The sequence below is a fragment of the Clostridium liquoris genome (assembly GCF_002995785.1).
GTDB classification, from domain to species: Bacteria; Bacillota; Clostridia; order Clostridiales; family Clostridiaceae; genus Clostridium_AO; species Clostridium_AO liquoris.
In genome coordinates this window covers 1-1,569 of record NZ_PVXO01000021.1, presented here as the reverse complement: position 1 = coordinate 1,569, position 1,569 = coordinate 1, and the positions used below count along the sequence as shown (strand labels likewise).

Below are 1,569 nucleotides of genomic sequence, written 5' to 3'. Positions count from 1 at the left end.
GAGACTAACTATATGAAGTCAAGTAAAAGTTAAAAGATTTTTATAGTTGTTTGATTAATGTTTAATTAATAAAAAAGAGCATGACAAAAAGAGCAATCAAAGATTACTTTTAAAAAAATTACATTTAAAATAATATTTACATTTGTGGAACAAATGTAGTGTTGGTTTTTAAAAGATGAAAAATAACACGTATTAGTTTTTTAGCAACATGGCTCATAGCAACATAATAATGCTTACCTTCAGCCTGTTTCTTTGACAGATACTCAGCAAAAGTAGAGTCTCTCATAGAAACAGTTCTAGATGCAATAAGGATAGCCCAGCGAAGATAAGTAGAGCCACGCTTAACCATTGGTGTATGTGAAGCTGTATATTTACCAGATTGATACGTAGATGGATCTAAACCGGCAAAAGCTAACAGTTTAGCTGGTTCAGTAAATCTCGCAATATCTCCAATCTCAGCTAGTATAATAGCGGCTAAGGTATATGAGATTCCAGGAATACTCATTATAGGAGAATTTATTTCGGTAACAACTTCTTTTATTTGAAGGTCTAAAGCATCAATTTCAGATTGAACTGATTGAATTAACCTAATAGTTTGCTGTAGTTCAAAAGATAAAGATCTAGTACTAGTTCCAATAGAAGTACTCGCAGCTTCCTTTAAAGCGATAGCTTTACATTTTCCATATTTACCTCTAGAAGCTTTACTCAAAATATTAGTAAGCTTAGTTAGATGGCAATTAGCTATATCCTTTGGACCTGGAAGTTCCGATAGGAGGCTATAAGAAGAACTCTGATGTATAGACCAAACGTATTTAGGTAATTCAGGGAAAATAATATCTATAAGCCTTGTTATTGATACTTTTAACTTGGAGCGATAACCAATTAAACGATATCTGTGTCTAGTTAGTGACTTTAGCTCTTGAATCTGGTATGATACAGGAGAATAGGATTTTGTATCATCAGAAAAGAGCATTTTAGCAATAACTAAAGCATCGGTTTTATCGGTTTTAGTTTTCCTAAGGGTTTGGGCCTTACGGAAAAGACTTGTAGCTAAAGGGTTAAGAATTGATAATTTAAAACCTTTAGCATACAAAAAGTTTTGGAGATTAGTGCTATAATGACCTGTTGATTCAAGTCCTATTTTTACGTTAGAGATATCCTTGTTAGGTAGGACAGAAAGTATTGAAGAATATAGTTTTTCAAAACCTTCATGGGAATTGGATATACGTAAAGAATCATGATAAATAACACCATCTGAATCAATAATACAACAATCATGTTTATCTTTAGCTACATCAATGCCAACATAAATCATAAGAACAACTCCTTTATAGTATTAATCCGCTATGTTCCACAAATCTTATGCTAAATGTATCCTTGCTCTATATAAAACGTCATGCGTTATCTAACTAATTAACAAATAAGCATAAGACGGTGGTTAGATCCTCAATTAAAATAGTCTAGCTATAGGTGATAAAACTAATCCACAGCGTCTTATGATAATTATAGTAAAAATCTTTAAGAAAGGAAAAGTATAATGAATTTTTACTATATGTTCATTATACAAGG

At 31.6% G+C, this 1,569-nt stretch carries 1 protein-coding gene; it reads right to left on the bottom strand.

Features of this window, described 5'->3' with window-relative positions:
• Positions 1-136: 136 nt before the first annotated feature.
• Positions 137-1,315, bottom strand: coding sequence for an IS110 family RNA-guided transposase (locus CLLI_RS03750; RefSeq protein ID WP_106062907.1), 1,179 nt, complete (start codon positions 1,313-1,315; stop codon positions 137-139).
• Between the last annotated feature and the right edge of the window lie 254 nt (positions 1,316-1,569).